Source organism: Rhodococcus sp. IEGM 1318 (genome assembly GCF_033142465.1).
Lineage (GTDB): Bacteria > Actinomycetota > Actinomycetes > Mycobacteriales > Mycobacteriaceae > Rhodococcus_F > Rhodococcus_F qingshengii_B.
In genome coordinates this window covers 548543-573472 of the sequence record NZ_JAWLSC010000002.1, presented here as the reverse complement: position 1 = coordinate 573472, position 24930 = coordinate 548543, and the positions used below count along the sequence as shown (strand labels likewise).

31 protein-coding genes and 1 pseudogene are annotated in these 24930 nt (G+C 61.2%); 17 read left to right on the top strand and 15 right to left on the bottom strand.

Translation table 11 applies throughout. The features are described 5' to 3' along the window. Positions 1 to 22 precede the first annotated feature (22 nt). From R4P65_RS07040 to R4P65_RS07025, 4 genes are read left to right on the top strand one after another with little or no spacing between them, the layout of a single operon-like run. Positions 23 to 1399, top strand: a complete 1377-nt coding sequence (locus R4P65_RS07040) for an MFS transporter (protein ID WP_317825956.1) — start codon at positions 23 to 25, stop codon at positions 1397 to 1399. Next, positions 1396 to 2415, top strand: a complete 1020-nt coding sequence (locus R4P65_RS07035) for an ABC transporter substrate-binding protein (RefSeq protein WP_317825955.1) — start codon at positions 1396 to 1398, stop codon at positions 2413 to 2415. The genes R4P65_RS07040 and R4P65_RS07035 overlap by 4 nt, the downstream gene beginning before the upstream one ends. 21 nt (positions 2416 to 2436) lie before the next feature. Continuing rightward, the gene (locus tag R4P65_RS07030; RefSeq protein WP_317825954.1) at positions 2437 to 3156 is read left to right on the top strand and encodes a 2OG-Fe(II) oxygenase; all 720 of its coding nucleotides are present in this window, start codon (positions 2437 to 2439) and stop codon (positions 3154 to 3156) included. Beyond that, positions 3146 to 3439: an Ada metal-binding domain-containing protein gene (locus R4P65_RS07025; RefSeq protein ID WP_317825953.1), complete on the top strand. Its 294-nt coding sequence runs from the start codon at positions 3146 to 3148 to the stop codon at positions 3437 to 3439. The genes R4P65_RS07030 and R4P65_RS07025 overlap by 11 nt, the downstream gene beginning before the upstream one ends. On the opposite strand, the gene R4P65_RS07020 is transcribed toward R4P65_RS07025, so the two are convergent. From R4P65_RS07020 to R4P65_RS07010, 3 genes are read right to left on the bottom strand one after another with little or no spacing between them, the layout of a single operon-like run. Beyond that, positions 3402 to 3830 (bottom strand): VOC family protein, encoded by a 429-nt coding sequence (locus R4P65_RS07020; RefSeq protein WP_317825952.1) that lies wholly within the window; start codon positions 3828 to 3830, stop codon positions 3402 to 3404. The genes R4P65_RS07025 and R4P65_RS07020 overlap by 38 nt on opposite strands. A gap of 40 nt (positions 3831 to 3870) precedes the next feature. After that, entirely contained in the window at positions 3871 to 4353 is a 483-nt protein-coding gene (locus R4P65_RS07015; RefSeq protein ID WP_317825951.1) for an SRPBCC family protein, read from the bottom strand. A gap of 2 nt (positions 4354 to 4355) precedes the next feature. Then, positions 4356 to 4700, bottom strand: a complete 345-nt coding sequence (locus tag R4P65_RS07010; protein ID WP_317825950.1) for a metalloregulator ArsR/SmtB family transcription factor — start codon at positions 4698 to 4700, stop codon at positions 4356 to 4358. Between the two features lie 94 nt (positions 4701 to 4794). Between R4P65_RS07010 and R4P65_RS07005 the strand changes: the two genes are divergently transcribed. Beyond that, a complete protein-coding gene (locus tag R4P65_RS07005; protein ID WP_317825949.1) occupies positions 4795 to 5451 on the top strand; it encodes an alpha-ketoglutarate-dependent dioxygenase AlkB in 657 nt (218 codons plus the stop codon). Between the two features lie 250 nt (positions 5452 to 5701). Then, positions 5702 to 6208 (top strand): hypothetical protein, encoded by a 507-nt coding sequence (locus R4P65_RS07000; protein WP_317825948.1) that lies wholly within the window; start codon positions 5702 to 5704, stop codon positions 6206 to 6208. Between the two features lie 343 nt (positions 6209 to 6551). Here the strand turns inward: R4P65_RS07000 and R4P65_RS06995 are convergent, their stop codons facing one another. Then, a complete protein-coding gene (locus R4P65_RS06995; protein ID WP_317825947.1) occupies positions 6552 to 7394 on the bottom strand; it encodes an NAD-dependent epimerase/dehydratase family protein in 843 nt (280 codons plus the stop codon). A gap of 86 nt (positions 7395 to 7480) precedes the next feature. On the opposite strand from R4P65_RS06995, the gene R4P65_RS06990 reads away from it, so the two are divergent. Further along, positions 7481 to 8125 (top strand): ScbR family autoregulator-binding transcription factor, encoded by a 645-nt coding sequence (locus R4P65_RS06990; protein ID WP_317825946.1) that lies wholly within the window; start codon positions 7481 to 7483, stop codon positions 8123 to 8125. A 38-nt stretch (positions 8126 to 8163) separates the two neighbouring features. Here R4P65_RS06990 and R4P65_RS06985 read toward each other — a convergent pair whose 3' ends face one another. Together R4P65_RS06985 and R4P65_RS06980 are read right to left on the bottom strand one after the other, a co-directional pair. Then, positions 8164 to 9051 (bottom strand): ScbA/BarX family gamma-butyrolactone biosynthesis protein, encoded by an 888-nt coding sequence (locus R4P65_RS06985; RefSeq protein ID WP_317825945.1) that lies wholly within the window; start codon positions 9049 to 9051, stop codon positions 8164 to 8166. A 167-nt stretch (positions 9052 to 9218) separates the two neighbouring features. Next, positions 9219 to 9764: a helix-turn-helix transcriptional regulator gene (locus tag R4P65_RS06980; RefSeq protein WP_317825944.1), complete on the bottom strand. Its 546-nt coding sequence runs from the start codon at positions 9762 to 9764 to the stop codon at positions 9219 to 9221. Between the two features lie 691 nt (positions 9765 to 10455). On the opposite strand from R4P65_RS06980, the gene R4P65_RS06975 reads away from it, so the two are divergent. Next, positions 10456 to 11955 carry an NAD(P)/FAD-dependent oxidoreductase gene (locus R4P65_RS06975; RefSeq protein WP_317825943.1) on the top strand — a complete coding sequence of 500 codons (1500 nt, stop codon included), beginning with the start codon at positions 10456 to 10458 and terminating at the stop codon, positions 11953 to 11955. A gap of 101 nt (positions 11956 to 12056) precedes the next feature. Here R4P65_RS06975 and R4P65_RS06970 read toward each other — a convergent pair whose 3' ends face one another. Beyond that, positions 12057 to 12515, bottom strand: a complete 459-nt coding sequence (locus R4P65_RS06970; protein ID WP_317825942.1) for a hypothetical protein — start codon at positions 12513 to 12515, stop codon at positions 12057 to 12059. A gap of 77 nt (positions 12516 to 12592) precedes the next feature. Here R4P65_RS06970 and lexA point away from each other — a divergent pair, with 77 nt between their 5' ends. Then, on the top strand, positions 12593 to 13282 hold the full coding sequence (gene lexA, locus R4P65_RS06965; RefSeq protein ID WP_020909365.1) for a transcriptional repressor LexA: 690 nt from the start codon (positions 12593 to 12595) through the stop codon (positions 13280 to 13282). Between the two features lie 70 nt (positions 13283 to 13352). Here lexA and R4P65_RS06960 read toward each other — a convergent pair whose 3' ends face one another. The 5 genes and pseudogenes from R4P65_RS06960 to R4P65_RS06940 all read right to left on the bottom strand — a co-directional run bounded on the left by R4P65_RS06960 (position 13353) and on the right by R4P65_RS06940 (position 17178). Continuing rightward, positions 13353 to 14495 carry a GGDEF domain-containing protein gene (locus R4P65_RS06960; RefSeq protein WP_317825941.1) on the bottom strand — a complete coding sequence of 381 codons (1143 nt, stop codon included), beginning with the start codon at positions 14493 to 14495 and terminating at the stop codon, positions 13353 to 13355. A 118-nt stretch (positions 14496 to 14613) separates the two neighbouring features. Beyond that, positions 14614 to 15078 (bottom strand): Rrf2 family transcriptional regulator, encoded by a 465-nt coding sequence (locus R4P65_RS06955; RefSeq protein ID WP_317825940.1) that lies wholly within the window; start codon positions 15076 to 15078, stop codon positions 14614 to 14616. A gap of 61 nt (positions 15079 to 15139) precedes the next feature. Next, a pseudogene (locus tag R4P65_RS06950) lies at positions 15140 to 15890 on the bottom strand (SDR family oxidoreductase). 74 nt (positions 15891 to 15964) lie between these two features. Then, positions 15965 to 16861, bottom strand: coding sequence for an LLM class F420-dependent oxidoreductase (locus tag R4P65_RS06945; RefSeq protein ID WP_230817529.1), 897 nt, complete (start codon positions 16859 to 16861; stop codon positions 15965 to 15967). Beyond that, positions 16858 to 17178, bottom strand: coding sequence for a GYD domain-containing protein (locus R4P65_RS06940; protein ID WP_007729728.1), 321 nt, complete (start codon positions 17176 to 17178; stop codon positions 16858 to 16860). Before R4P65_RS06940 ends, R4P65_RS06945 begins: the two co-directional genes overlap by 4 nt. Positions 17179 to 17259: 81 nt before the next feature. Here R4P65_RS06940 and R4P65_RS06935 point away from each other — a divergent pair, with 81 nt between their 5' ends. From R4P65_RS06935 to R4P65_RS06920, 4 genes are all read left to right on the top strand, one after another. Beyond that, positions 17260 to 17442 carry a hypothetical protein gene (locus R4P65_RS06935; RefSeq protein WP_230817531.1) on the top strand — a complete coding sequence of 61 codons (183 nt, stop codon included), beginning with the start codon at positions 17260 to 17262 and terminating at the stop codon, positions 17440 to 17442. A gap of 45 nt (positions 17443 to 17487) precedes the next feature. After that, on the top strand, positions 17488 to 18303 hold the full coding sequence (locus R4P65_RS06930; protein ID WP_317825938.1) for a DUF72 domain-containing protein: 816 nt from the start codon (positions 17488 to 17490) through the stop codon (positions 18301 to 18303). Positions 18304 to 18373: 70 nt separating this feature from the next. Continuing rightward, positions 18374 to 18868 (top strand): hypothetical protein, encoded by a 495-nt coding sequence (locus R4P65_RS06925; RefSeq protein ID WP_317825937.1) that lies wholly within the window; start codon positions 18374 to 18376, stop codon positions 18866 to 18868. A 33-nt stretch (positions 18869 to 18901) separates the two neighbouring features. Then, positions 18902 to 19357: a PPOX class F420-dependent oxidoreductase gene (locus tag R4P65_RS06920; RefSeq protein ID WP_030536493.1), complete on the top strand. Its 456-nt coding sequence runs from the start codon at positions 18902 to 18904 to the stop codon at positions 19355 to 19357. A 2-nt stretch (positions 19358 to 19359) separates the two neighbouring features. Here the strand turns inward: R4P65_RS06920 and R4P65_RS06915 are convergent, their stop codons facing one another. After that, positions 19360 to 19803 carry a helix-turn-helix domain-containing protein gene (locus R4P65_RS06915; RefSeq protein ID WP_317825936.1) on the bottom strand — a complete coding sequence of 148 codons (444 nt, stop codon included), beginning with the start codon at positions 19801 to 19803 and terminating at the stop codon, positions 19360 to 19362. Positions 19804 to 19920: 117 nt separating this feature from the next. Between R4P65_RS06915 and R4P65_RS06910 the strand changes: the two genes are divergently transcribed. After that, the gene (locus R4P65_RS06910; RefSeq protein ID WP_317825935.1) at positions 19921 to 20325 is read left to right on the top strand and encodes a PaaI family thioesterase; all 405 of its coding nucleotides are present in this window, start codon (positions 19921 to 19923) and stop codon (positions 20323 to 20325) included. Between the two features lies 1 nt (position 20326). Here R4P65_RS06910 and R4P65_RS06905 read toward each other — a convergent pair whose 3' ends face one another. Continuing rightward, positions 20327 to 20842, bottom strand: coding sequence for a MarR family winged helix-turn-helix transcriptional regulator (locus R4P65_RS06905; RefSeq protein WP_230817536.1), 516 nt, complete (start codon positions 20840 to 20842; stop codon positions 20327 to 20329). 58 nt (positions 20843 to 20900) lie between these two features. Between R4P65_RS06905 and R4P65_RS06900 the strand changes: the two genes are divergently transcribed. Both R4P65_RS06900 and R4P65_RS06895 read left to right on the top strand, forming a co-directional pair. Then, positions 20901 to 22334 (top strand): FUSC family protein, encoded by a 1434-nt coding sequence (locus R4P65_RS06900; RefSeq protein WP_317825934.1) that lies wholly within the window; start codon positions 20901 to 20903, stop codon positions 22332 to 22334. A 59-nt stretch (positions 22335 to 22393) separates the two neighbouring features. Beyond that, positions 22394 to 22993 (top strand): TetR/AcrR family transcriptional regulator, encoded by a 600-nt coding sequence (locus R4P65_RS06895; protein WP_317825933.1) that lies wholly within the window; start codon positions 22394 to 22396, stop codon positions 22991 to 22993. 21 nt (positions 22994 to 23014) lie between these two features. Here R4P65_RS06895 and R4P65_RS06890 read toward each other — a convergent pair whose 3' ends face one another. Then, a complete protein-coding gene (locus R4P65_RS06890) occupies positions 23015 to 23455 on the bottom strand; it encodes a VOC family protein (protein ID WP_317825932.1) in 441 nt (146 codons plus the stop codon). A gap of 175 nt (positions 23456 to 23630) precedes the next feature. Here R4P65_RS06890 and R4P65_RS06885 point away from each other — a divergent pair, with 175 nt between their 5' ends. Further along, complete coding sequence (locus tag R4P65_RS06885) at positions 23631 to 24794, top strand: alpha/beta hydrolase family protein (protein ID WP_317825931.1); 1164 nt, start codon at positions 23631 to 23633, stop codon at positions 24792 to 24794. The last annotated feature ends 136 nt before the right edge of the window (positions 24795 to 24930 follow it).

Here is a 24930-nt window from a genome sequence, read left to right as displayed (position 1 = left end):
CCGCCCTATTCGGAGGTTGACCATGTCGACACGACGATGGCTGCCGCTCATCGCCGCATGCATCGGAACTTTCTTGTTACTGACGTACGCCACGATCACAACGATCGCGGTGCCGGCTATCGCAGTCGGTTTGGACGGCAGTACGGGTGCGATGTCCTGGGTCGTCGACGCCTACACGCTGGCTCTTGCCGCGCTTCTTGTGGGCATGGGCGCACTCGGTGATGCTTGGGGACGCAAACGCCTCTACATCTGCGGCCTGGTCGTGTTCCTGGTTGCGACGGCCGTGTGCGCTGTTGCTCCGGACGTCACGGCTCTGGTCGCAGCTCGTGGCGCGCAAGGAATTGCCGGTGCGGCGATGTTCGCGACGCTCCTGCCTCTGCTCGGCGACGCATATTCGGGACGTGATCGTCACGTCGCCTTTGCCGCGTGGGGCACCGTCGCCGGATTGGCGGCAGGAATCGGGAATATTGCAGGAGGGCTGCTGACGCAGTTCTTCGACTGGCGTGCGGTCTTTTATTTCGGAATCCCCGTGGCCGCAGTGGCGCTCGCACTGGCTGTGTTCTGTTTCGCCGACAGTGAGCGCGGCGACGACAATATCGACTGGGCCGGAATGGTTTTGTTCACCCTCGCTGCCGTTGCCGGGGTTCTCGGCGTGACGTGGGGCGGCGACATCGGGTGGGCTTCGTCGTCGACAGCTCTTGCCTTCCTCATCGCAATCGGTGCGCTGACGGCATTTGTGTCCTGGCAGCGTCGAAGCAGCAGTCCGATGCTCGATCCGGCCTTGTTCCGATCCCTGAAATTCGACGGAGTTCTCGTCGCTGCTTTCGGGTACTACCTTGCGGCTTACGGCCCGCTCGTAGTTCTATCACTGTGGCTGCAGAACGGGTTGGAACTGTCGGCGTCGACGGCCGCACTTGTGCTCTCGATTCAACCGCTCGCTTTTGTCCTCGTATCGGCGCTGGGTGGATCACGACTTCAGCGAGTCGATCTTCGATTTTCGCTCGGATTCGGGACGATCCTCTGCGGAATCGGTTGCCTGGCCATGTTGTACGTTCTCGTCACGCCGATCTGGCCGGCGCTGATCGCCGGACTGATTCTGGCCGGTGTCGGTTCGGCCATGGTGTCACCGGTGTTGCCGAATGCCGCGATGTCGGACGCCCCGGCAGAGCGCGCCGGGACGGCTTCGGCAACAGCCAACTCGTCGCGCCAATTCGGGCTTGCTGCCGGAATTGCTTTGTGCGGCTCGCTCTTCGTCGGCTCGGACGAGTTTGCCTTGCTATGGCCGTTGATCGTCTGTGCCGGCGTCGGAATGCTCACGGGTTTTGGATCGATCCTTCTCTTTTCTCGTTCGCCAACTCCTGCAACAGTTCAACCAATCGCCGAAAGGGCACACACATGACCACGCTGTTCACTCCACGACCGCACAGGCGTCTCGAGATGGACTGGAATCGCCGCAAGTTCTTCGGCGCTGCAGCAGGATTGGCTGCTGCGCTGGCAGCGGCCGGTTGCTCGCGTTCGGCTGCAGACGCCGGGGGTGAAGGCGATGCAGGCTGGTCCTTCACCGATGATCGCGGCAATCTGATCGAATTGGATTCACCGCCAAGGACATTTGTCACCTACACCGGTATCGCGGGCGCTCTGTGGGATTACGGACTGGTGCCTGTCGGTGTTTTCGGGGCGCTGACACGATCACCGGGATCAACGGACACCAGCATCTCCGGCAATTTGGATTTCTCGAAGACCGACATGGTCGGGCAGCTCTGGGGACAAGTGGAACTCGAGAAGGTCGCTGCGCTGGAGCCGGACGTCGTCATAGTCCCTCAGTTGCGTGGTTCAGCACTACTCGACGAGGCGAACTTGGATGCGGTGAAAGGCTTGTCGACAGTACTGTTCGTGGAAACGGCAGCAGGAACCATCGACAGAACCGTGCAAGAGATCGTGGAACTGGCCGTGGAACTCGGGGCGGACCAGGATATGGAGGCTCAGCGAAAAGACTACGACGCTGCGCGTGCGCGGATCTCCGAAGTTGCTTCTTCGCTGAATAATTCACAGGTTTTGTTCGCTTCCGCAGATCCGGACACGATTCGTGTCAGTCGTTCGGGATTCCCGATCCTCGCGGACCTGGCGGGATTGGGCCTTGCCGTCGTCGATCCGGCCGAGGGGTCGTCGGTCTACGTCGAGAAACTGGCTTGGGAGATGGCGGACCACTATCCGGCCGACATGATCTTCCTTGACGATCGCCCGTCCAGTTTGCAACTGGATACACTCGGCACCAATCCTGCGTGGTCCAACTTGCCCGCGGTGAAGGCGGGGAAGATCGGGACCTGGAATCCGGAACCCGTGCTCAGTTATGCCGGGATCGCCCGTACGTACAACGATCTGGCTGACCAGCTGCTGGCATTCTCACATTCCTGACCGCCGCGTCGTCTACGACGTATGGACCTCTTCACCGATCTGTCTGCTCGAGTTGATTCCCTCGATTGGCCTGCGCTGATCGAGGGAATCAACTCCAGTGGGTGTGCCCAGACGGCGCCGATACTCGACGAGTCGGAGTGCCGCGAAATTGTTTCCTGGTACTCGGACGTCGACCGGTTCCGGAGCACCATCGACATGGCTCGATACTGCTTCGGCCAGGGGGCGTACCGGTACTTCGGTGATCCCGTACCGGAGCCGATCACGGCTATGCGATCCGCCTTCTACCGACACCTGCTGCCCGTGGCGCGGGAGTGGGCGTTCAAGCTGGGCGAGGGTGCACCGTGGCCGGATTCTTTCGAAGAATGGATCGATCAGTGTCACGACGCCGGTCAGAATCGCCCTACACCGATTCTCCTGTCCTACGGACCTGGTGACTGGAATGCACTGCATCGGGATCTGTACGGAGAGTTGGTGTTTCCCTTGCAAGTCGTGATCGGGCTCGACAGACCTAGCATCGATCACGCCGGCGGCGAGTTCTTGCTCGTGGAACAGCGGCCGCGCGCCCAGTCGAAAGGGACGGTGACAGTTCTCGAGCAAGGTCACGCGTTGATCTTCACCACGCGGGATCGACCGGTGCAGAGTTCGCGGGGGTGGTCCAGAGCCCCTGTACGACATGGTGTCAGCGTGGTGCACTCCGGCACGCGTCGAACGTTGGGATTGGTGCTTCACGATGCCGAATAGGACGTACATACTCCGCGACGCCCGCAACAAACCCCACGAGAGTTCGACGCCCGGTGCGCTTGGCGGGCACCGGAAAACGAAGATCTACGGCCGACTCGACTGTCGAGGGGCGGCGCAGGCAATCGCGCGTGGTGGCTATGTCGCCAGTCGAGTGTTCTTCGCGGACGAGCCGACCGCGATTGCGGCCGGCTATCGCCCCTGCGCTGTCTGCATGCCCGAAGACTACGCAGCGTGGAAGGCGGGCTTTACGCGCCGAAGCGGTCGCGGTACTCCTTCGGAATGAGCGGCTTCTCTCCGCGTACCTTCAGCTGCTGGACAGCCCAGGTATTACCGTCGGGGTCCGAGAACCCGAAGAAAGTGCCACCGTCACGCTCATCGAAGACAGTGACCCCGCTGGCATCGACGCCGCGGTCGATGAGCTCCTGCCGAGCCGCTGCAGCGTCGGCAACCACCAGCTGCAAGCCTTTCAGTGAACCAGGGGCCATCTCGGTTTGCGACGGCAGGTTGCCGATGACGATGGAGCAGCCCGAACCTCGCGGCGTGAGCTGGGCAACCGTCATGTGTTCGTTCACGGTGTGGTGGTCGAGGTCGAAACCGACTTTGTCGCGGTAGAACTCGATCGAACGGTCGAGGTCGCTGACGGGAACGACGACTACTTCGAGGGTCCAGTCCATGAAACTGCCTTTCACTGCGGAGGTTTTGGCAAGCAGGTGCTCAGAGTTGCGCGACGATCTTGTCCAGGCGTTCGTAACCTTCGGTGACGCCGAGTTCCATATTGCTCTCGATCATTCCGTCCCGCGCTTCGAGGCTCGGATACACGGAATGGCCGGAGAGCCGGGTGCGTCCGTTGCCCAGGTCCTCGAACGCGATCGATTCGATGCTGACCACGTCGGGGAATCCCTCGTATTCGAACGTCTGGATGGCAAATTCGTTCTCGCGAACGACGTGAAACACGCCGTTGAACCGGAACTCTTCTCCCTCGGGGTTGCGATGAACGTACTTGTACCGGCCGCCGCTGACGAAGTCGTATTCGTCGATCTCCATCTCGTATCCGTTGGGGCCGAGCCACTGCTTGACCAGTTCGGGATTCGAATGAGCTGCGAAGACGGCACTGACAGGTGCGTCGAACTCGCGGGTGATGTCGATGAACGGCACGCCCTCAGGAGCCGTGATCGTGACGGGATTGGTGGTAGCCATGGCTAAGTCTCCTTCTGTGTGGTGCTGAGTAGGTGATCGAGCTTGCGGAACTGTTGTTCGTGGATCAGTCGATAGCGGTCGATCCAGGCCGTCAAAGCCTCGAGAGTTGCGGCGTTGAGATGTACCGGCCGCCTTTGGGCTTCGCGGCTGCGAGTGACCAAACCCGCGGTCTCGAGTACCTGAATATGTTTGGAGACGGCCTGTTTCGTGATCTCGAATGGCTCGGCCAACTCGTTGACCGTTTGGGGACCGGTGCTCAGGCGGGCGATGATCCGCCGTCGTACCGGGTCGGCGAGCGCCATGAACGCTTTGTCAAGACGCTCGTCTGCCCCTGGATCCACGATCACTTGTCAACCATCTCCTTTATCAACCAATCTGTTGATTACGATACAAGTCCGTGTGGAGGGTGTCAATGCTACGAAACCGATTAGCGTGGAAACCATGAACGCTCTGATTCCTCGGCCACGATTGGAAGTGGCGCCGGGGGCGATCCTCGTTCCGGATTGGCTCGGCGTCGAACAGCAACGCACCTTGGTGGCCGAGTGTCGACGGTGGGCCACCGCGCCCGTGCCGATGCGCTCCGCTGTTGTTCCTGGTGGGCACAAGATGTCGGTGCAGACAGTCTGCCTCGGTTGGCATTGGCAGCCGTACAAGTACACCCGCACGGCCGACGACGTGAACGGTGCGCCCGTTGCGGCGGTACCTGACTGGCTCGTCGACCTCGGCCGCACCGCCGTTGCCGCTGCCTACGGTGACCCGAGTGAGGGGGAGAGGTACGCACCCGACACCGCGCTGATCAACTTCTACGACGAGGGCGCTCGCATGGGTATGCATCAGGACAAGGACGAGCGCTGCAACGCTCCTGTCGTCTCGCTGAGTGTCGGGCAGAGTTGTGTCTTTCGGTTCGGGAATTCCGAGAACCGGAACAAGCCGTACACCGACGTCGAATTGCACTCGGGTGATCTCTTCGTGTTCGGCGGAGAGTCGCGGTTCGCGTATCACGGTGTGCCGAAAGTTATTGCGGGAAGTAGTCTTCCGGGAATCGGTCTGCCATCGGGAAGGCTGAACATCACCCTGCGAGTAACCGGAATGTTCTGAGTTTCAGGCTGATTTCGGTCCAGTGACTAGCAAGCGGCCGATGTCGATTCGCTCGCGAATCGGGGTGATCGGTGGCCAGCACTCGAAGAAGAAACGGGCATTCAACTTGTCGGCATCCCAAGTCATTCTGAGATAGCCGCCAACTGTGGTCATTAGCTAAGGCATCAATCTTCGGTAAATCCGTCCAAATGGTCTCGTTTCGTGCCAAGATCAACTGACGACCTTTCACGCTGAACGAGAAGGAGATTCGATGCGTTCGATCACACGCGCGGCCCTCATCGGTGCTGCCGCTCTTCCGTTGGCAATGGCCGCTCCCTCGCTGGCCTCAGCTTCCACCGCTGCCGACGTCACCTTCGCCTACAGTGCTTCCGACTCGACCGTGAGCAACACCATCACCAACAATTCGGGCGGAGCTCTGCAATGCAGCACCTCGCTCGGGAACGCGCCCAGCGGAGTGCTGCCACCGATCGAAGTGACGATCGGTCCGGGACAGACGATCTATGAGAGCGGTGTGATCCCCACCGGCACAACAGTTCAGACGATCAACGATATCCCGTACGGCTCCTACGTCGTCCTGGCGTCCTGCAGCAGCGTCGATGAACCGACGAGCATGTGGGTATCGGACTACCCAGGACTCGAGCCCTACCTGGCGATGTTCCCGTACACCACTTACGCGGTGCAACAAGCATCCTGGGTGGTCTCACTGCCCAGCGCTGGTGCGCCCACACCAGCCCCTGGCGTGAACTTCGGGAGCTGACACCGGCAGCGGAACTGTAGCCCGCCGCTGTCGCTGTCGCTGTCGCCGTCGTTGGCGTCTGCGTCGGCGGGGCCAGGATGCCAGCAGACATTAATTTTCGGCCTCGTAGAATGCGGCCCGTGAACGAACTCTGGCTGGGCGGCTACTGCGCTGGGCCGCTTGTCCGCAGTGCCTCGCTCGACAGTTCAGGGTGGTGAGACTTGGTTGCCACCCGTCCGAGGAAAGCGGTGCAGTGTCCTCGAAGTTCACCACGCTATCCAGCCATGTACGCATCTCCTCAAAAGGGTTGTCCCCATAAATGCTTGGTGACTGCCAATAGGTCTTGTTCATTACGCAGGTGTCCTCAGTACAGTCTCGACCGGAACCAGTGATCGAGGCTGATCATGTCTATCTTGTGCATGTCGAGACCTAGCTGGGCAGCAACTTTCACTGCGTCGGCGCGGGGGATAGAGTTCTGGGGCCGAGTCCAGTTGGTCTCCCGCGCATGATGCTCGAGAAGGTCGATGACTGTCCGTGGGACAGGCTCGTTGACGTGAAGTGTTGAGCCGTAGCGAAATTGCTGTTCTATCGACAGTTTGCAGATAGATCGGGCGAGTAGGTCTACGTCGACTACTGACAGGATGGCGTTACCGTCGTCGATGATCGAGTCGAGTCGAGAGACAATTCGCGTCAGTGTCGGCAGAAACCATCTGTCGCCGGATCCGTACACGAGATGGGGCCGGATGACCAGGCCTCCGGCGTCGCGCACGAACTTCTCGGCGAGAGCGCGCGTGCGACTGGCAGGTGAGAGGGGTTTGAGAGGCACGCCGTTGACCGGCAAGTCTCGAAACGGGCCTGGCCCGTACACAGCCGCGGTGCTGATGTAGAGCAGCCGTTCGACGCCGACGGCGGCGGCGATCGACGCAACGTTCCGTATGCCGTGTTGGTTGACGTGAACGCACTGTTGTTCGTCGTCGCCCACGTACGATACGCAGCAGATGACGGTAGACGCCTGGCTCATTGCACCTCGTAGAGAGGCGCTGTCGTTGATGTCGCCGATAGTGGCGGCAACTCCTTTGCGGCTGAGTCGTTTGGCTGCGCTGTCCGTGCGCACGAAACCGATTGCAGCGTTTCCACCCCGGGAAACCAGTTGTTTCATCACTGCTGAGCCGATGAAACCAGTGGCCCCGAGTACCAGAGTCGTCACGGTGTGTCCGTGTCGAGAGCGTTGCTGCCGGGTCTTTCGACGTATCGTTGAGATTCATTCCGTCGGCAACGAGAGCTGGGTAGATCATGCAGGAGCGTGCTGTCCTCACGCGCCAGGCCGTCATTTTGGGTGCTGCGAAGAGCTTCGAGAAGTTCGGGTACTCCGCCAGTTTGGGTACGATCTTGCAGCACGGGGGTGTGTCCAAGGGCGCGATGTATTTTCATTTCGCGTCGAAGGAGGAGCTTGCGCACGCGGTCATCGCAGCGCAGCACGGTATGGCGATGGAGGGTACCCGGCGGGTTGCTGCGCATTCCGACATCGCGATCGAAACCCTGGTGCTCGTTTCGCAGGAGATGGCTCGGCAGCTTGTGACCGAGCCCATCGCGCGAGGTGGCATGCGGTTGACGATGGAGATCGGCAGTATTCAAGGTCCTATCGAACAGCCGTACCTCGATTGGATCGAGGCTATCAAGCAGGTGGCAACCCAAGCAGCTGAAGCCGGCGATATCGTCCCGGGTACCGATATCGACGCATTGGCTCGATTTGTGGTGGGGTCGTTCACCGGAGTGCAGATTCTCTCGGAAATGCTGACGGGCAGAACCGATCTGTACGAGCGGTTGAGTCAGATGTGGAACTTGGTGCTGCCAACGATTGTCCGCGAGGACAAGTTGGCGCACGTCATGCAACTGGCGGCGCTTGCGCCGAGAGAGTGGGAACCACCGAGCGTTTGACGTGGATGACGCGACGAGAAGAACGTGTTCGTTCCCTCTCATAATTGGTCCGCAACTGTAAGTTCAAGTTCCGCGGTGGTTTCCAGTTCTTGAGTGAACCGAACTCGGTGCGCATGGCCTGACGCGTCAAGGGGGGTCGTTGACACCTCGCACGGCGTTTCCCATTCAGTGAACCTCGGAAAGACCGCCGAGAGTGAGGCGATCTTTGTTGCTGGGTTGCCGATGTGGAATCGGACCGCTTGTCGGGCGGCCTCGAAGAGAATCATTCCTGGGATGTGGTCGACGGGGTGGTCGAAAAGGGAGTGGTTGCGCGGATCGGGAGTGCAGAACATCGTGTGCCGAGCAGGATCAGTGCTGATGAGCACATCTCCATCGGTCAGGCGTCCGACTCGCTCCGATCCGACTACCGCGGTTCCGGAGGGAACGACGCGCCGGCTCGGGCGGTGGTCTTCTCGTCCTTGCCGAATTCGACGATATCCCTCGGGGCTGACTCCTCGCGCAACAGCGTTGCATCTGGCGACGTGCCGGGTGCCCTCGCTGAGGACCCCGGACACTTCAACGCCCGAGACCGCTCCGTCACGATGGGTGAGTTTTTCCACGGTCATCGAGAAACTTAACGGCTCCGCTACTGGTTTCACGTCGAGTGCATCCAACATCTCGAAGCTGAATGTTTCCATGAGGAACTTGTAGTGCAGAGGAATGTCGTATCGGGTGTGGCACAGAAGCACCACTGCCTGTCGGAATGCTTCTGCCACCCCGAGCGGATCGTGTTGCTCGCTCGATGCGTCGAATATCCGGTGCGAGACCGGGAGCTGCACAGCAACCTGGTACGCCGAGTCCGATTCGATCCGGTAATCCGTCAAGAAAACCTCGGCAACAGCATGTCTGTGGACGAGATGGCGCGGCACTGTGCGTGTGTATTCCATTGATTGAATGCACCTTTCGATGTTCACTCGTGTCTTCGATGTCGTGTAGGACCCAATGTTCGACGTCCGGGCACGTCGTCGAATCGTCAAAATTGACTATCTTTGCGAACTTCGAGTTCGATCGGGTTGAGCACCCATCTCAATGAGTGCGTCTGGGACACTTCCGGTTAGAAGCGTCCGATCCGAAGCTCGAGTGGGTGTCTGCGTGCGTCGTGACCAGAGCGGCGGAGCATCGCGCAGGCCTCCAGCTGAGAGTGCACCCCAAGCTTCTGCAAGATGCTTCGGATGTGGGCGCGAACCGTGGTCGGTGCGATGTGAGCGGTTCGAGCAATCAAGTCGACATTCGAACCGCCGTAGAGAAGTCCCACGATTTCGAATTCGCGATCGGTGAGACTGCCGATTCGTGCGGTTTCTTCGGTACGCAACCGGATGCGTTGTACGAGAGCGGAGTTGTCGTGTGCGGGCTGAGTGGAGTTGGGGTTGAGGGCGGCCTGCAGCTCATCGAGCAGCGATGGGAACGGTAGTTGAGAGTTGAGCGCGGTGTGGGCGCCCGCTGCCAGCCCCCGAATCATGGAGCGGCCGCCACTGAGATCGCCGACCAGGACCGATCCCTCGAGTGCGGAGAGCTCCTTCACCTGCCAGTCGATGCCCCCGAGTGGTAGGAGAACAATCGCTCTACCGTGATCGCTGGTGTGGTGCTTTAACAGTTTCATGTCTGCGGTTTGTGTCCCGGAATCAGCCCTGGTGCTGATTCCGGCAACGATTGCATTGGCGAACCCTCGATCGCTATGAGTGGTGTACACGGTGACTGTGCTGGAGTGTGTCATAGCGCTTACATGACCGGTGGGGGTCCAGTCCGCCCGTTCTCGTCGCTGCGAAACCAAAACCGTTGCTTTCAGCGTGGTTTCGTCAGCAGGCTAGTTATCGCAGTGACCTCTCCACTGATGCGTACGAAGGTTACGGCGATATCGCAGTTGCCCGTCCGCCCATGGAAACTCGCGCGCTCGACGCGTCATCTAGGCGAATAGAGTGTGGCACCTCCGGGGCCACGTAAAAGCTCGCCTAGATGCCTGGTTGTGAACCCTCGAATTATGTTAGGGCGCTAAATATTTTGGCGATGAGTATCTCGAGTAGACGAGCTATCGGACCTTTCCGCCTATGACGTGAACGACACCCCGGTGGCTCGAGGCATTCAGCCGTCTCGGTCGAGTTACCGTGAGGCCGGTGCGTCGCACCTCAATGTTCCGTACTTGGTCGGGTCGAGATATTGACTGTTACCGACAGTTGCACATACCCTGTTCATTGGCGCTGACCTTAGGGAACCCGGCCTGAACCGGCCGATCGTTCTCGGCCACTGCCGACGCCAGAAGTAGCTTCGCGACGACCTACGAAACGAGTTTCCTCATGACACAGCATGTCGACGTACTGATCATCGGCGCTGGCTTGTCCGGAATCGGCGCGGCTTGTCACCTCATTCGTGAGCAGACCGGAAGCACTTACGCGATCCTCGAGCGCCGCGAGAACATCGGTGGCACCTGGGACCTGTTCAAGTACCCAGGCATCCGTTCGGACTCCGACATGCTCACCTTCGGATTCGGTTTCCGTCCGTGGATCGGGACCAAGGTGCTCGCGGACGGCGCCAGCATCCGTGACTACGTGGAGGAAACCGCCAAGGAATACGGCGTCACCGATCACATCAACTTCGGCCGCAAGGTCGTGGCAATGGACTTCGATCGCGCGACTGCTCGGTGGACCGTGACCGTCCTGGTCGAGGCGACGGGTGAGACCGAGACGTGGACCGCGAACGTCCTCGTCGGCGCCTGTGGTTACTACAACTACGACAAGGGTTACCGCCCCACCTTCCCCGGTGAGGACGACTTCCGCGGTCGGATCGTGCACCCGCAGCACTGGCCGGAGGATCTCGATTACACCGGCAAGAAGGTAGTGGTCATCGGGTCCGGTGCCACCGCGATCACACTGATCCCGTCGATGGCTCCCACGGCCGGCCACGTCACCATGCTGCAGCGCTCACCCACGTGGATCCAGGCGCTGCCCTCCGAGGACCCCGTTGCAGTGGGTCTCAAGTTCGCGCGCGTTCCCGACCAGATTGCGTACAAGATCGGTCGAGCCCGCAATATTGCATTGCAACGCGCCAGCTTTCAGCTCTCACGCACCAACCCGAAGCTGGCGAAGAAGCTGTTCCTCGCCCAGATCCGCTTGCAGCTCGGCAAGAACGTGGACCTGAGTCACTTCACCCCCAGCTACAACCCGTGGGATCAGCGCCTGTGCGTGGTTCCCAACGGGGACCTTTTCAAAGTGCTCAAGAGTGGAAAAGCCGACATCGTCACGGACCGTATCGCCAAGTTCACCGAGAAGGGCATCCTGACCGAGTCGGGCCGCGAACTCGAGGCCGACGTCATCGTCACGGCGACCGGCTTGAACGTGCAGATCCTGGGCGGGGCGAGCATGAGCATTGACGGCGAGCCGGTCAAGCTCAACAAGACCGTCGCTTACAAGAGCGTTCTCTACTCCGACATTCCGAACTTCCTGATGATCCTCGGCTACACCAACGCATCCTGGACGCTCAAGGCCGACCTGGCCGCGTCCTATTTGTGTCGCGTACTCAAGATCATGCGTAAGCGTGACTATACGACTTTCGAGGTTCACGCCGAACCCGAGGACTTCGCGGAAGAATCTCTCATGGGCGGAGCTCTGACCTCGGGCTACATTCAGCGCGGCGACGGAGAAATGCCGCGTCAGGGTGCCCGCGGTGCGTGGAAAGTGGTCAACAATTACTACCGCGACCGCAAGCTGATGCACGACGCCGAGATCGAAGACGGCGTGCTGCAGTTCAGCAAGGTCGAGACCCCTGTCGAAACTGCAGACAAGGCCGCCAGCGCCTAGCCGACTCCACCGGGGGTGAACCGGTCGCACCACCCAGACGTCGGTCCGACGTCTGGGAAGGTTGAACGTGACGCTGCGAGATATCGGTATGGCGCGACTGCTCAGGCTGATTCTGTCCGCTTGACCCGCACGTTATGCACAACCATCGGGACAGTTATTGCCAGGACCATCGCTATCACGAACACCGATATGAAAACCCAAGGACGTTCTGCATCGGATGCTCGGACGGTCAACACCGCTCCACTCGTAAGCAGGGGCATCCCTGCTGCCGCGAGTAGATCGAGGTGCCGCGGGGCGACGGAAGGTCCGGTGAAGTATGGAACTCGAACCCCCGAGTTCTCCCGAAGCATCCGTCGCTCCGACATCACGTAAGTGCTCGCGCCGACTGCGAAAATGACCAGTCCCAGTACGACAAGACCAATTCCCGTTCGGGTGGTGAGTGCGGCAAACATGAACACCGATGTCACTGCCGGATAGAGAACCGCCATCTTCCAGAGTGGAGTCTTGGTCCGCGTGTCGACTGCAACACTGACCGGGCGCATCGGTTCGAGAGGCTCCATCAGCTCAGCGTGCCATGCGCCGCTCGGGAAACAAACTGGCTGTGCCGTTTCTGGCAGACTCCGGCTGCCTGGCCTGGATGTCGGGACCCCTCACTACGATTCTCGTCGTGACCGATTACGACGATCTCGACATGTTCGGTGGCCTCGACGCCTCCTCCCTGCCGCTCCGCCAGCAGCAGATTCTGATGACCATCCGGGATCTCGTGGCTGCCAACGGGTGCACGCCGAGCACGCGGCAGATCGGAGACGCGGTTGGTCTGCGCTCGACCTCGACGGTGTCCAAGCACCTCAAGAGCCTCGAAGAAAAGGGCTTCCTCCGCCGAGGAGCGGCCATGGCTCGGCAGTTGGACGTGCGGCCGTTCCTCGTGGGAGCGAAGGAGCAATCGTCGTCGAATACGGTGACGGTTCCGGTCGTCGGTGACATTGCGGCCGGCGCGCCGATCCTCGCGGAGGAGCACGCAGACGAGGTACTCGCGCTTCCTCGCGAGCTCGTCGGTTCCGGTACGGTGTTCGGTCTTCGGGTGCGTGGTGAGTCGATGGTCGACGCAGCTATCTGCGACGGTGACGTCGTCGTGGTGCGCCGCCAGGACGAGGCCCATTCCGGTGAGATCGTCGCCGCGATGATCGACGGGGAGGCCACCGTGAAGGTGCTCCGTCGCCGCGACGGCCACGTTTATCTCGAGCCTCGCAATCCCGCGTACAGCGTCATCGACGGCGACCGAGCGGCCATCTTGGGCAAGGTTGTTTCCGTGATGCGACGTATCTGAGGGGTATCCGGTCTCAGCGACGGTTGGCGCGAAGACCGTCTAGAAGTTGATCGGTATGCGACGTGCTGATTCAGCTCAGATGCGTTACCGCCCAAGCTACCTGGTCTCCACCTCGTCGCTTCGCCCGATACATCGCGTTGTCGGCATCGGCAAGAATCCGATCGATGGTTCCCGAAGCGTCCGGGATTGTCGAAGACAGCCACACGCTGGCTCCGACGCTCACGGAAATCGACTGTCGGCCGGCGGGGCGCGATATCGAGTGGTGGATGTTCACCACGGTTTGTTCGATGCGACGTGGCTCGACAGGCATGAGAATCACGAACTCGTCGCCACCTGTCCGCGCAACCAATCCGACCTCTCCGACGACCGAGTTCAATCGTCGACCCACGGTCACCAGCATCCGATCGCCTTCTGCGTGACCCAGTTTGTCGTTGACGCTCTTGAACGAATCGACGTCGATTACTATCGCAAGGACTACGTGTCCCCGGAGTTCTTCGACATCGAACAGTTGGTGCCAGACGTTGTGCAGCCCACGCCGATTCAGAGCAGCGGTGAGCGGATCTCGCCAAGCGTGTCGCGCGTCGTCGGTCAAATACAGGACGAGAAAATGCACGGTCATCGCGGCTGATGCGATAACACACCCGATGACCAATCCGGTGGACACCGACAGCGAGGAATCGGTATCCGGATCGGTTACCGCCCGAATTGTCAGTAGTGCTACGACCAGCAGTGCGCCGGCGATCTGTGCCGTGACTATCCGGGGGCTGTGAAATACCGACGAATAGTTCGCGACGACCACGAACAGCACAGCACCGGTCAGTGCCAGGAAGCTCGCATGGATTCCGGCGAGCAGGATCAAGGACAAACAGATGTTGGTGAGCGCAATGAAGCGAACGGATTGTCGGTGGCTCGGCCAGGATCGTCCGAACGACCAACGAATCATGCAGTACAGCGCGATCACGCATGCTGTCCCAGCAGCGAGTCGTTCAGGGACTTCGGTCGCGCCACCCTTCACGAATTGCGCCAGTACTGCGAGTGCGACGAACACAGCACACCAGAAGGTGACGACGACCCTGGCTGTCCCCAACATCGATCGAGCAGCCAGAAACCTGGGGAACCACTCGCCGTCGTACGCAAGGGACCACCAGCGACGCAACAGTCCCGATGTCTGACGGATATTCTGCCCCAAACCCGCAGCGCCACTGACTCCCATGAAACCCCCTCCGAGATCCTGCGAAAATTCCCGGAGGCTTCTTCGTCAAGATTTGATCCCCGAACAAGGTACCCGATAGTTGAAAGACGCATTAATGCATCGTGAGGCGTAGACAACTCTAGGGCGAGATCGGTTCGGTCAGGATCTTTCTGAGGTCTGGAAGATCCAGGGTTGCAGCAAGATCGGCAATCGTGACCCCCGACAATGATGCGCGCCAGGCTTTTTCGGCGTCAGCCATGACTTTGGCTATTTCGCAGGCGGAACGGCACTGCTCGGGTGGAGCGGCGAGGATTCCTTGCTGTCGAATCTCCGTGCACCGGAACGCAGGTTCGGTGCCGTCAACCGCCTGGACGACGTCGAGAACGGTAATTTTCTCGGGGGCCCGGGTGAGGACGTACCCACCGTCTCGGCCCTCGGTCGGATTGACCAGACAGGCGTGCGCGAGCGCTCGCAGATGCTTCGCCAGGTATGTCTTCGATACCCCGTGAAGTTCGGCGAGTCTGGCTGTGGGTACCGGCCCCTTGGACTGGCTCAGAACCACACAGCAGTGGAGTGACCACTCCACGCCTCCGGAAAGCCTCATGATTGGACTCTATCGACGCCGCGGAAAGCGGTGCGGATCGGACATCGGCCGAGGGTGTACGTCAGGCCTTCTCGGCAAGCCACGCGTCGTATGTTGTCGGCGCAATCCATGCATCTGCACCGGGCGTCGGGGTAAGTGCCGAGTTGTCGAGTTTCGCGCCGAAGTAGCCGGCCTCGGGATCGGAGATCACCGAACGGTTGTCGCCGGTGACGATGAACAGGCGCCGGACCAGTTCGTCGATGCCCAGCGGTTCGGGCCCGGCAATCTCGACCGTGCCGTTTTGCGGCGCGGCGGTCACTACCTCGGCGACGTGGGACGCGACGTCTCGAGACGCGATGGGTTGCAGATGTCCCGGCGTTGCGTGGACGGCGCCGTCGGTGGTTCCCGCGTCGGCGATTCCGGCGACGAACTCGAAGAACTGGGTCGGGCGGACGATCGCGTTAGGGGATCGGGCCGGCTTTGACCAGGTCTTCCTGGGCGACTTTGGCTCGCATGTACCCGGAATCGGGCAGTCGATCGGCACCCACGATGGACAGAATGACGTGGTGCCCGACGCCTGCCTTCTCTTCGGCGGCGAGGATGTGGCCGGTTCCGTCACGGAAGAAGACCAAGACGTCCTCGTCCGACCAGGACGGGGAATTGGTCAGATCCACGACGACGTCGGCGCCCTCGACGGCTTCGGCGATACCCATGCTGGTGGTGACGTCGATCCCGTCGGCGCGACCGAGTGCCTTCGCGTCGTGCCCGGCGTCAGCGAGCCCCGCGGCGACCTGGCTTCCGATGAGCCCGCTCCCGAAGATGACGATCTTCATGATGTTCTCCTTACTTGGATAAGTCATGTCCAAGTATGCTCGGACACAACTTATCCAAGTCAAGAGTTGTCCGGTCAGCCGAAGAGTTCGGCGGCCAGTGCTTCGTAGGTCGCGAGCGGATCACCTTCGGCGGGAAGTGCTTGGATCGCAACGTGATCGGCGCCTGCTGCGACATGCTCGCGAAGCCGATCCGCGATGGACTTCGCGGTACCGCGCGCAACCAGAGCGTCGATGACGCGATCGTTTCCCTCGTTGGCCAACTCTTCGGGTGCAAAACCGAGGCGCTCGAGATTGCTCGTGTAGTTGCGCAAATACAGATAGGGGTTGGCGACGGCGGGACGTCCGATTGCTCTGGCCTTCTCCGGATCGGTTTCCAGAACAACCTTGTGCTCAGGAGCAAGGATCTTCGAGGGTCCGAGGATTTCACGAGCTTCGGCCGTGTGTTCGGGGGTGGTCAGGTACGGATGCGCGCCGGCGGCGCGATCGGCGGACAGTTTCAACACCTTCGGTCCCAGTGCGGCGAGGACGCGGCGAGATTCCGGGACCTGGGCCGCGTCGAGTTCGTCGAGGTAAGACACGAGCGAGGCGTACGGCTTGGTGTAGTCGCCGGTCGCCTCCGGATGTCCGACGCCTACGCCGAGGAGGAATCGCCCTGGATGTGCGGCTTCGAGTCGGTGATAGGACTCCGCCACCTCAGCCGCAGGTGAGGACCAGATGTTGACGATTCCGGTTGCCACGGTGATGTGCTCGGTCGCATCGAGGAGTTTCTCGGCGATCCGTAGATCGGCCCGCGGTGAGCCGCCGATCCAGATGGTGCCGAAACCGAGTTTCTCGATCGTTGTTCCCAGTTCGGGCGGCAAACCAGCCGCTCCTCGCCAGATTCCGTAGGTGCCCAGGTCAGGTGTTTGCGTAGTCTCCGTCACAGCGGGTGCAACTCGGGCGCTGCCGGGATCTATTCCTTCTGCCGTCATTTGCCCGGCGCACGGTAGTCGGTCGGTCGCTTGACAGCCTCGTCGATCTGCTCCGGCGTGAGCAGTGTGATCGACTCGGAGCGGGCTGCACCTGCGGCAGCCGTGCGAATGCTCAATGCGGCGGCCGCGACGTCGTCCGGCAGGTTGCCGATGACGAACATGTCATGTCCACCGAGTGCGAAGTGGCAGGATTCGACTGTGCCGCCGATGCTTTCGACCATTCGGGTTATCGCGTCGCGTCGCGCAGTGCCTCCCTCCTGCTGTAGGCCGGCGGCGCCGGAGGGCGAGTATGTCACTTGCCAGAGGTATTTCGGCATTTCCACTCCTTGCTCGGGATGGGTACTTCGATCGTGTACCCGTAGGGCGCTCGGTGGCAATGGGTAGGGGACAATCACGGCATGGTTGGAACTCCGGTGATCGTGACTATCGTGTCCGTGTGTGTAGGTTTTGTGATCTTCATGCTGGCTGCCAGCGGTGCACGCGGAAGATGGGACCGTCGCCTCGTGATCGCATTGTTCGTCGCCGCGGTGGTGTGCCTGACCGTCGTACCGGTATCCGTCGCGCTCAGTGCCGGAGTTTGAAAACACGGAGTGTAAAAACACTCGAGTGCCGCTTAGTCTGAAGCGATGGCAGATATTCGGGTAGGTATCTCCGGGTGGACGTATCCCGCGTGGCGCGGAGATTTCTATCCGAAAGGTCTTGCTCACCGCAAAGAATTGTCTTATGCCGCAGAGAGATTGACGTCGATCGAGATCAACGGCTCGTTCTATGCGCTGCAGAAGCCGGAAAGCTACACCAAATGGCGCAGTGAAACTCCCGAAGATTTTGTGTTCGCTATCAAGGGCGGCCGGTACATCACGCACATGAAACGGCTGCTCGACGCCCGCGACGGACTCGCGAACTTCTTCGCCGCCGGGACGCTCGCCCTCGGGCCGAAGCTCGGGCCGATTCTGTGGCAACTACCTCCGACGTTGCAGTTCGAACCGCGGCGATTGGCGGACTTCTTCGACGGTCTTCCCCACACCACGCAGGCTGCAGCTGATCTGGCAGCGCAGCACGACGACAAGCTGACCGACGAGAGAGTGTTCGCGCAGACTGAGCAGGACGAGCCGATCCGTTACGCGGTGGAGGCGCGGCACGCCAGCTTCGAGACCGACGAAGCCGTGGACTTGATGCGCGAGCACTCCATCGGTTTTGTCGTTGCAGACACCGCCGGCAGGTACCCCCGCATCACCACTCCGACGACCGACTTCGTCTATGTGCGGATGCACGGGGACAAGGAGCTGTATGCGAGTGGGTACACCGACGACGCTCTGGACAAGTGGTCCAAGCGATTTCAGGCCTGGGCGGACGAGGGCCTCGACGTGTACGTCTACTTCGACAACGACATGAAAGGCTTTGCGCCGCATAACGCAATGTCGTTGTTGAAGCGGCTGCACTGACGGAACGCCCATCCTGTCGGTGGGCTGTGGCAGGCTTCCGCGCGAACGCGAAGACCGAGGAGATATCAGGATGACGCCCGAACAGAGCTGGCCGACAGCTTGGCCGAACGTGGCCCGTGACATCGCCGATGCCACCGTCGACGCACTGGTCGCGGTGCGGGCGGCAAATCGTGACGGATTGCTCGCCGCCGTCGAAGAACTGCGCGGGCTCTCCTTCGAGCAGGTCAGCTCAGTTCACGCGGCGATCGTGCGTGAATTGCTCGAGGACACGCATCCGGACGGCTTGTCCAGTGAGGACGTGCAGGATGCGCTGACTACCTGTGCCAAGTCCACGATCGTGTGGCTGCCGGATCTGGACGTTCAGGCGCTCGCTGCGGTCTACACCGGGGCGCTCGGGGTCTCGGATCTGGAAGACGATTCCTTCCGCATCGGGCACGGCGCGTACCTGCGTTCGGCGGTTCTGGTCATCGGGAGCTTGTCTACCGGAGTGAAGAAAGCTCAGAGCGCGTACATCATTCGTGCAATCGGCGAGATCGCACGTGCTCAGACCATCGAGATGCCCTGAGCGTTCGCTCGTAAATCGAATTAGGCTGAGATCATGTCCAAGATCGCCAGCGCAGATCGTGTGTCGTTTGCAGAACTCCTCGAATTTGTCAGGCCGCGCCATCGGGCCACGTTTGTCACGGTGAAGAAATCGGGCGAGCTGCAGATCTCTCCGGTGACGTGTGGTGTCGACGACGAGGGTCGGATTGTCATCTCCACGTACCCGGAACGGGCCAAAGCGGCGAATGTTCGACGGACACCGGCGGTGTCTCTGTGTATCCACTCTGACGAGTGGAACGGTCCGTACGTCCAGGTCAATGGAACCGCGGAGTTGATCGATCTCCCGGATTCGGTGGAACCGTTGGTCGACTACTACCGGTCCATCGCCGGTGATCATCCTGACTGGGACGAGTACCGCGAAGCCATGCGCAAGCAGGGCAAGAGCCTGATCCGCGTCACCGTCGACTCGTGGGGTCCAATCGCAACCGGCGGGTTTCCACCCGGACGTTGACGCTATCGAGCAGGTGGCGAGAGTTCGACTACGTGCGCGTCTCTGGCGGCCAGCGGCTCTTTGCAGTGTGCGCACACAACTTGGGCGTGCATGATTTCACCGCAACGATGCTCGACGACGGTTGGTGGCGGACCCGTCGTCGCAAAGGTGTCTCCCCATTCCATGAGTGCCATCAGGATCGGGTAGAGCGCCTTCCCTGATTCGGTGGCTACGTATTCGTAGCGCGGCGGATGTTCTTCGTACCGACGCTTTGCGAGGACGTCGGCGTCGACAAGGGTGCGCAGACGCGCGGCGAGGATGTCGCGGCTGGCTCCCGTGCCCGCGGCGATCTCGTCGAACCGTCGTTGCCCGAGGACGATTTCTCTGAGCACCAGAAGTGACCACTTCTCGCCGACGACCTCCAAGGCGTTGGCGATGGAGCAGTTACGTCCTTTTGTCGCCGTCATCTCTGGGCCCCTGCTGGTTGAAAGTGTTAGTTGGAAATTCCAACTTAGCACTTGACGGTATGTATTCGAGGGCGGAAGGTAGGTCGAGAAATCCAACGGAGCAGATGAGGGGTCGTCATGACGGAATTGAATCTCGAGGCAGCAAGCGGATTTGTCAGCGCTGCCGGATTGCAACTGGACGAGGTGTCCGGCACGAAGGTCGTCGGGCACATCGTTCTGTCCGAGGCGCATCACACGCCGTGGGGCGTTGTCCACGGAGGTGTCTACACGGCCGCCGTCGAGTCCGCCGCGAGCATCGGGGCCAGCACTGCAGTGGCGGACCGTGGCGAATTCGCCGTCGGAGTGCACAACGGAACGTATTTCCTGCGAGCGCGTACGGGTGGGCGCGTGGACGTCGTGGCTGTGCCGATACAGCAGGGCCGGGTTCAGCAGTTGTGGTCGGTGGTCATCACCGATCCGGAATCGGGCAAAGAGGTGGCGCGCGGTCAGGTGCGCTTGCAGAACGTACCGCTGCCGAAGTAGGTCAGTCCCAGATCCCCGAGTCGATGTTGAGTGAGATTCGTTTGAGCAGCGCCGTCAGTTGGGCTCGTTCGCTCTCGTCGAGTCCGGTCAGAACCTGACGGTCTCGCTCGACTCGTCGGGGAAACTCGGCCTCGACTAATTCGCGACCGGCGTCGGTGAGTTGAAGCAGAACCACCCGCCCGTCGTGTTCGAAACGCTGACGCTCGACAAAGCCCAGTTTGGCCAGGCGGTCGGCGTGTTTTGTGGTGGCGGCGCCGCTGACCATCGTGACGGCGGTGACCTCGCTCGCTCGCAGGGGACGGTCGCTGCGAGCGAGTGCGCTCATCACGTCGAATTCGGCGCGAGAGACTCCGCTGGATGCCAGCGCGCGGTCGAGTTGGTGAAGAGACTGCGCGTTGATGCGGGCGATCCTGCCCATCACCTCGACGGGCGCGGTGTCGAACTCGGGGTAGGCGCGCTTCCATTCGCGACGGACTTTGTCGATGAAGTCGTCTTCGGATCTGTTCGCCGCGCCCATGGCCCCATCTTAGCGACAGAATTCACATTACTTCACAAGTAATTTACTAGTGAAATAAATGTATGCTGGTTCGGTGACCCGAACCGAAACCGCAGCCAGGACGCCCAGCCGCCTCACTCATTCGAGTGAGGCCATTGCACACACCGTCTCCGGGGCGACGTGGCGAGCGGCTTTTCGCATCGGGTCCGCGGACGCGACCATCGCGCCCGCGATCAGGGTCGGACTCGCCACCGCCGTAGTGCTCGTGGTCGGCGGACTGCTCGGGCATCGGGAATTGGCCGGCTTCGCGGCCTTGGGCGCGCTGTGTGCCGCCTTCGGTAGGTACGAGCCGTATCCCCGGTTGGCCGGCAAGCTGGCGATGGTGGGTGCCGCATTGGTGGTTTCCATCGCTTTCGGAGGCGCAATGGGTGTTGTGGGCGTTCCGACCTGGTTGCAGATTGGCATCCTCTCGTTGCTTGCCGGTGCGTCGTACTGCTTCATGTCGGGCTTCCGGATCACCGGACCAGGGCCGGTCATCCTCGTCTTCGCGGCGACCGGTGCAGCCGGATATGCTTCCAGTGTCGATGATCTGGCGAGACTGGTGACTGCCGGTGCGCTTGGAGTTCTGGTTGGTTGGGTGGCCGCGATGCTCCCAGCGCTCGTACTGCCGATGGGACCTGCCCGCCTGGCGGTGGCTCGTGCAGTCTCTGCGGTGGGGCGTCTCGAACAGTCCGGCACAGACGGAGTGGAACCGGCGCTCGGATCGATTGCCAACGCCCGCTTGGTCATTGCGTCGAGCGGTCGAATCAAGTCGACCGTCGATCACGGACGTGAACTGGTGGCAGTGCTCGACGAAGCAGAAGCGGCAGTACAGCAGTGGCAGTTGCACGGCGACGCGACTTTGATCCGGAGTATTGCTCAGCACGAGAAGGAGCTTCGGAAGCTCAAGCGCTCCAGCATGATCGAACACGACCTTGCGCCGGCACGAACCCTGGCGGCGCCCGAAGGTTATTTCCTCGAAGGATTGCGCCGACTGTATTCGCGCCCGGTGCGGATGAATGCTCTCCGCATCGTGGCCGCCTCGGCTCTGGCCGGTTGGCTCGCGGCGGGAGCCGGGCTGGAGCATCCGCTGTGGGCATCGATGGGTGCCATCGCCGCGATGCAGGGGCTGAACTACAAGCAGACCGTCCAGCGCGGGATTCAGCGGTTGGTGGGAAATGTCGGTGGCGCCGTCGTCGCTGCTGCTCTCATCGCGCTGACGCTCGGTTACTGGCAAGCCGTTGCCGTGGTTGTGATTCTGCAGACTGCCGCGGAGCTACTCGTGATCAAGAACTATGCGCTGACGTCACTGGCCGTCACTCCGATGGCACTCCTACTCATCGGTTTCAGCGCTCCGATCGGGACCGATGCGGCAGTGGCTCGCGTCGCGGACACGTTGATCGGCGTGGTGATCGGTATCGTCGTCGCCGCTGTCACGATCAGTCGATCGGATCGCCACCACGTCACCGTGTGACCCAGTGCTGCTGTGTTTCCGGTACTGCTGTGTTTCCGGTACTGCGTAGGCTCCTGCAGGTGGAGGACAGCACGCCGATCGACGGCCGGAAACTGCGTTACCAGCATCGCCGTGCCGAATTGCTCGAGCAGGTAACCGCGTATGTCACGGCGAACGGCGTCGGTGAACTGTCCATGCGGCCGTTGGCCAAGGACCTGGGGATCAGCCATGCGACACTCATCCATCATTTCGGTTCGAAGGAACAACTGCTCACTGAAGTAGTCGCCACCCTGCGAGACAGCTCTTCTCTCGACATCTCTTCCGGGACCGACATCGTCGAGATGATGACGAGTTACTGGAATCGGCGCACATCAGCGGAATCGTTGCCGAACTTTCGCTTGATGTTCGAGATCTACGGACAGGCGTTGTTGCATCCGGAGCGGTATCGCGAGTTTCTCGATCATGTGGTGGGGGACTGGTTGGGTGGTTTGACGGAAGCTGCGCTCGCGCATGGATGTCCGGCTGATCGCGCTGATCGGTACGCGACGATCGTGTTGGCGCAGATTCGGGGGTTGACGCTCGATCTCGTGACCACCGGTGACCGCGTCAGAATTGACGCGGCGTTCGCCGAATTCGCGGCCGCGATGGGCGCTTTGGTCAGCTCCTGGAAGGCGATCTGACGGTCCGGTCGTCGTGATGCCTCAGCCGATCTGCTCGAACAGAGACACGATGAGTCCTTCCGGCCCTCGGACATAGGCCATGCGCACACTGTTCTCGTACTCGCCGATCCCGCCGATGAGCCCGTAACCGTCCGCAGCCACCGCGTCGACCGCCGCCTGGAGATCGCCCACCTGGAAAGACACGTTGCGCAGACCGATCTCGTTGGCCATCGGAGCAGTCGATCCGGGTGTGTGGTCAGGCGTGACGAAGGACGAGAGCTCGAGCCGTGATCCTTCGCCCGGAGGGCGCAGCATTGCGATTTCACACTTGGCTCCAGGGATACCGCAGACGGTTTCCACGAACTCACCCTCCACGGATCCGGTGCCCTCCAGTTCGAGCCCCAGTCCGACGAAGAACGCCGTTGCCGATTCGAGGTTCGCGACGGTGATACCGATGTGGTCGAAACGCTGTACGTGTGCCATGGATCCATCCTCCTGCGGTTGTTTCGTGCCGGTTCGATGCTAGGTCGGAGTCGGGGCCGGGATCTCGACATGTACGTGTCGCAAAGCTGCAAGATTTTGCTTGACCGATCGGTTAAACAAAATCTACGATAACGTCCAACGAGGTCGCCCACCGCACGAACCGGAGTCGTCAGACGTGAAATTCCAGTCGAAGTCGTTTGCCCGCATATCCATCGCAGCCCTCTGTGCTGCAACGATCGGCTCCGCCGTTGCTGCGCCTGTCGCGTCCGCGCAGGCGCCGAGCGCGTCGCAGGCCACGGGCACGGTGGTGTCGAGTGAGCCGCTGCCGAAGGGTCTGTGGATTCCGGGTACCGCCGACGCCAAGCGGTTCACGTATTGGACCATCGGTTCCAATGGCGGACCTGCGCTGAGCAGTGGCGCGTACTACGTCCCGGCCGGTCCCGCTCCGGAAGGTGGTTGGCCCGTCATCGCCTGGGCGCACGGCACCACCGGACTCGACGATTCCTGTGCCCCTTCGCTGGTCGGTCCCGGCCTGCCCGAACGTGACTACCCGTACCTGGGGCGCTGGCTCTCGGAGGGCTACGCCGTCGTCGCCACCGACTACGTCGGTCTGGGTACACCAGGGCTGATGCCGTACCTCGACGGAAAGGTGGAGGCGCACAGCGTAGTCGACTCGGTCAAGGCGGCCCGGGTCATCGACTCCTCCATCTCGAATCGTTGGGCAGTGGTCGGACAGTCGCAGGGCGGCGGTGCGGCCATCACGACGGCCCGCTACGCCACCGAATACGGTGGGGATTCGCTCGACTACCGCGGTGGCGTGGGTACCGGAGTGCCGGCCAACATCGAGTTGACCCTCCTGCCTGCCGGTCCGGGCTTCCCTCCCATCGCCCTCGGCGGCGGGTTGACGTCGTACGCGCTCTACATCCTCGCGGGCTTGCGGGAAGCGCACCCCGAGATCGACTTGAATTCCTACCTGAACGACTTGGGAAGGGAAAAGGTCGACTCGGCCGAAAAGCTCTGCGCCGCAGACCTGGACGAGGCATCCAAGGATCTGGTCCTCGGTGACATCTTCTCCCGCCCGCTCAGTCAGATCCCGAACTTCCAGGGTCTGCTGAACGATTACATGGGTGTACCGACCAGTGGATACGACCGCCCTATCTTTATCGGCCAGGGCCTGCTTGACGTGGATGTCCCTGCACCGTCTGCACTTTCGCTGGTTGCAGCGTTGGTCGCCAACGGTGAACCGGTCACGTTCAAGACCTACAACACCGATCACAGCGGCGCTTTGGTCGAATCGCAGGCCGACACGATTCCGTTTGTCGCGAACCTGTTCCGCTAGGCATACCGAGAATCCAGCTCATCCGAGGGTCGGGGGGGGGGGCAACCAGAGACCCCCAACCCCCCCCATAGGGGAGAGAAAAATGTTGTGTTACACCCCCCCCCCCCCCCGGCGGGACCACACGCGGGGTGGGGGA

What these genes read in the sequence shown, in the direction of transcription:
- R4P65_RS07040 (WP_317825956.1), top strand. Translation starts at nt 23, where the DNA reads ATGTCGACACGACGATGGCTGCCGCTCATCGCCGCATGCATCGGAACT.
- R4P65_RS07035 (WP_317825955.1), top strand. Translation starts at nt 1,396, where the DNA reads ATGACCACGCTGTTCACTCCACGACCGCACAGGCGTCTCGAGATGGAC.
- R4P65_RS07030 (WP_317825954.1), top strand. Translation starts at nt 2,437, where the DNA reads ATGGACCTCTTCACCGATCTGTCTGCTCGAGTTGATTCCCTCGATTGG.
- R4P65_RS07025 (WP_317825953.1), top strand. Translation starts at nt 3,146, where the DNA reads ATGCCGAATAGGACGTACATACTCCGCGACGCCCGCAACAAACCCCAC.
- R4P65_RS07020 (WP_317825952.1), bottom strand. Translation starts at nt 3,830, where the DNA reads ATGGACTGGACCCTCGAAGTAGTCGTCGTTCCCGTCAGCGACCTCGAC.
- R4P65_RS07015 (WP_317825951.1), bottom strand. Translation starts at nt 4,353, where the DNA reads ATGGCTACCACCAATCCCGTCACGATCACGGCTCCTGAGGGCGTGCCG.
- R4P65_RS07005 (WP_317825949.1), top strand. Translation starts at nt 4,795, where the DNA reads ATGAACGCTCTGATTCCTCGGCCACGATTGGAAGTGGCGCCGGGGGCG.
- R4P65_RS07000 (WP_317825948.1), top strand. Translation starts at nt 5,702, where the DNA reads ATGCGTTCGATCACACGCGCGGCCCTCATCGGTGCTGCCGCTCTTCCG.
- R4P65_RS06990 (WP_317825946.1), top strand. Translation starts at nt 7,481, where the DNA reads ATGCAGGAGCGTGCTGTCCTCACGCGCCAGGCCGTCATTTTGGGTGCT.
- R4P65_RS06985 (WP_317825945.1), bottom strand. Translation starts at nt 9,051, where the DNA reads ATGGAATACACACGCACAGTGCCGCGCCATCTCGTCCACAGACATGCT.
- R4P65_RS06980 (WP_317825944.1), bottom strand. Translation starts at nt 9,764, where the DNA reads ATGAAACTGTTAAAGCACCACACCAGCGATCACGGTAGAGCGATTGTT.
- R4P65_RS06975 (WP_317825943.1), top strand. Translation starts at nt 10,456, where the DNA reads ATGACACAGCATGTCGACGTACTGATCATCGGCGCTGGCTTGTCCGGA.
- R4P65_RS06970 (WP_317825942.1), bottom strand. Translation starts at nt 12,515, where the DNA reads ATGGAGCCTCTCGAACCGATGCGCCCGGTCAGTGTTGCAGTCGACACG.
- lexA (WP_020909365.1), top strand. Translation starts at nt 12,593, where the DNA reads ATGTCGGGACCCCTCACTACGATTCTCGTCGTGACCGATTACGACGAT.
- R4P65_RS06960 (WP_317825941.1), bottom strand. Translation starts at nt 14,495, where the DNA reads ATGGGAGTCAGTGGCGCTGCGGGTTTGGGGCAGAATATCCGTCAGACA.
- R4P65_RS06955 (WP_317825940.1), bottom strand. Translation starts at nt 15,078, where the DNA reads ATGAGGCTTTCCGGAGGCGTGGAGTGGTCACTCCACTGCTGTGTGGTT.
- R4P65_RS06945 (WP_230817529.1), bottom strand. Translation starts at nt 16,861, where the DNA reads ATGACGGCAGAAGGAATAGATCCCGGCAGCGCCCGAGTTGCACCCGCT.
- R4P65_RS06940 (WP_007729728.1), bottom strand. Translation starts at nt 17,178, where the DNA reads ATGCCGAAATACCTCTGGCAAGTGACATACTCGCCCTCCGGCGCCGCC.
- R4P65_RS06935 (WP_230817531.1), top strand. Translation starts at nt 17,260, where the DNA reads ATGGTTGGAACTCCGGTGATCGTGACTATCGTGTCCGTGTGTGTAGGT.
- R4P65_RS06930 (WP_317825938.1), top strand. Translation starts at nt 17,488, where the DNA reads ATGGCAGATATTCGGGTAGGTATCTCCGGGTGGACGTATCCCGCGTGG.
- R4P65_RS06925 (WP_317825937.1), top strand. Translation starts at nt 18,374, where the DNA reads ATGACGCCCGAACAGAGCTGGCCGACAGCTTGGCCGAACGTGGCCCGT.
- R4P65_RS06920 (WP_030536493.1), top strand. Translation starts at nt 18,902, where the DNA reads ATGTCCAAGATCGCCAGCGCAGATCGTGTGTCGTTTGCAGAACTCCTC.
- R4P65_RS06915 (WP_317825936.1), bottom strand. Translation starts at nt 19,803, where the DNA reads ATGACGGCGACAAAAGGACGTAACTGCTCCATCGCCAACGCCTTGGAG.
- R4P65_RS06910 (WP_317825935.1), top strand. Translation starts at nt 19,921, where the DNA reads ATGACGGAATTGAATCTCGAGGCAGCAAGCGGATTTGTCAGCGCTGCC.
- R4P65_RS06905 (WP_230817536.1), bottom strand. Translation starts at nt 20,842, where the DNA reads ATGGGCGCGGCGAACAGATCCGAAGACGACTTCATCGACAAAGTCCGT.
- R4P65_RS06900 (WP_317825934.1), top strand. Translation starts at nt 20,901, where the DNA reads ATGTATGCTGGTTCGGTGACCCGAACCGAAACCGCAGCCAGGACGCCC.
- R4P65_RS06890 (WP_317825932.1), bottom strand. Translation starts at nt 23,455, where the DNA reads ATGGCACACGTACAGCGTTTCGACCACATCGGTATCACCGTCGCGAAC.